This window comes from Streptomyces sp. NPDC020362 (assembly GCF_040642095.1).
Classification (GTDB): Bacteria; Actinomycetota; Actinomycetes; order Streptomycetales; family Streptomycetaceae; genus Streptomyces.
This window is the reverse complement of sequence record NZ_JBFAET010000453.1, coordinates 1-2173: the sequence shown is the minus strand read 5'-3', so window position 1 is coordinate 2173 and position 2173 is coordinate 1. Positions and strand designations below refer to the sequence as shown.

General features: G+C 64.2%; 1 protein-coding gene. It reads left to right on the top strand.

Annotated features, from left to right (window positions below; translation table 11 throughout):
• Nucleotides 1–533 precede the first annotated feature (533 nt).
• Nucleotides 534–2057 (top strand): group II intron reverse transcriptase/maturase, encoded by a 1524-nt coding sequence (gene ltrA / locus AB0H32_RS48110; protein ID WP_361136022.1) that lies wholly within the window; start codon nt 534–536, stop codon nt 2055–2057.
• The last annotated feature ends 116 nt before the right edge of the window (nt 2058–2173 follow it).

Here is a 2173-nt window from a genome sequence, read left to right as displayed (position 1 = left end):
GCTGGAGGCAGGCTGAGCCCCGGGTTGGGGGTGAGGCCGGGAGCAGCCTCGACAACGTAGGGGCGGACCGACACCACCAGACGGTTCGTGCCCGCAAGCGAAGACGGAATGGGTGCAAGGAAACTGAACCAGTGGTTGACGTCCCGTGAGTCGTCAGCGGCCTGCCGAACCTGGTGGATGGGCCGCTTTGCAGTGCTGGAGAGTGCTCTATCCGATGGCCTCTCCTCTTCCGGCGTCTTTAGCCTATGGGCGCCGGGAGGCCCGGACCAAGACTGCGATGTGCGGTCCGTGGCGATGCTGCCGGGGTATAGCTGGGCACCGACGCCGTCACAGAGATCCTCAGTGAACGTGGGAAGCGATCTGGCATCGCCCTTCCCGTCCGGCAGCCGGCCGGGCGGCGGGCAGGCGCAATGCCCGCTGATGACGCCAGATCGTGGCGGAGTCGCCGTAGTACTCGGAGGCCGGGAAAGCCGGTCACAGGGGGAAGGGCGACAGCGTGATGGCAGCAGGACTGCTGCCGGGGAGGAACGTTGTTGAACAACGACGCGCCGCCGATTTCTTGGCCGGGCAGTATGACGGCCGAGCGGCGGGTACTCGATCATCAGATCAAGCTGCACCGATGGGCAAGAAACGAGCCGGATCGCCGGTTCGATGATGTATTCAACTTGATCTGCGATCGGGCCACGCTGGTAGTGGCCTGGGAGCGGGTGTCTGGCAACCGGGGTGCCCGGACAGCAGGTGTCGACGCGGTCACCCGCTTCCACATCGAGGAACGTCGTGGAGTGATTCCGTTCCTGGAGGAGCTTCGCTCCTCCCTCAAGGACGGGTCCTTCACTGCGCTGCCGGTCAAGCAGACGGTGATTCCCAAGAAGAACGGCAAAGTCCGTTACCTGGGGATCCCGACTCTGCGGGATCGCGTCGCGCAGATGGCCCTCAAGCTGGTCCTGGAGCCGATTTTCGAGGCCGACTTTTATCCGTCCAGTTACGGGTATCGGCCCGGTCGTCGGGCCCAGGATGCCATCGCCGAGATCCACCGCTTCACCCGCAAGCCGTCGACCTACGACTGGGTCATCGAGGGCGACATCAAGGCTTGTTTCGACAACGTCGACCATCACGTCCTGATGGACCTGGTGGCCGAACGCATCAAGGACCGCAAGGTCCTGCGGCTGGTCAGCGCGTTTCTGCGGGCCGGGGTTGTCGAGCTGCACGGTGGATTCGCGGAGACCCTCACGGGCACTCCGCAAGGAGGAGTCGCTTCTCCGCTGCTGGCCAACATCTATCTTTCTGTCCTGGACCGGCATTTCTCGCGGATCTGGGACACCGAGATGAGCCCCGGGTGGCAAAGGCAAGCCCGGCGCCGCAAGGGGCTGCCGAATTTTCGTCTGGTGCGATACGCCGACGACTTCGTCGTGCTCGTGCACGGCACCAAGTCCGAGGCCGAGACGCTCAAGGCGGAGATCGGTGAGCTGCTGGCCCGCAAGCTGAAGATGACTCTCTCGGTCGAGAAGACCCACATCACCCACATCGACGACGGCTTCGTCTTCCTGGGCTTCCACATCCAGCGAAGGCCCTTCGGCGACGGCCGTCGCGTCGTGCTCACCATCCCGTCCAAGCCCGCCTTGGCGTCGGTGATGCACAAGATCAAGAAACTGACGGGGCGAAGCACGACCACGCTCTCGTTGGAGGAGGTGCTGCGGACGGTCAATCCGGTCCTTCGGGGCTGGGCTGCCTACTTCCGCTACGGCGCATCCAAGAGAACGTTCTCCTACCTCGGCTGGTACGCGTGGTGGAGACTGCTTCTCTGGATTCGCTACAAGCATCCCCACCTGACCTGGAAACAGCTGCGGCGCCGCTATTACGGGGCTGACCGCATCACCGAGGGCGGGATCGTCCTCTACAACCCGGCGAAGATGAAGGTCCAGCGCTACCAGTTCCGCGGAGCGCAGATCAGCACGCCATACAACATCGACGAGGTCGATCCCGACGGAGCACGCTTCCGCCGGACGAACCACGACGATGTGGCCTTCGTCGGCCAGGTCAGCGAATACCTCGCCTGATTCAGCGGATCACGTGGAGAGCCGGATGCTCGGCCAACGGGCACGTCCGGTTCGGCGGGCGGGGACGGGAAAACCGGTACCGGAAACGGTGCACGGCGTCCCGTCCCCGACCCAAC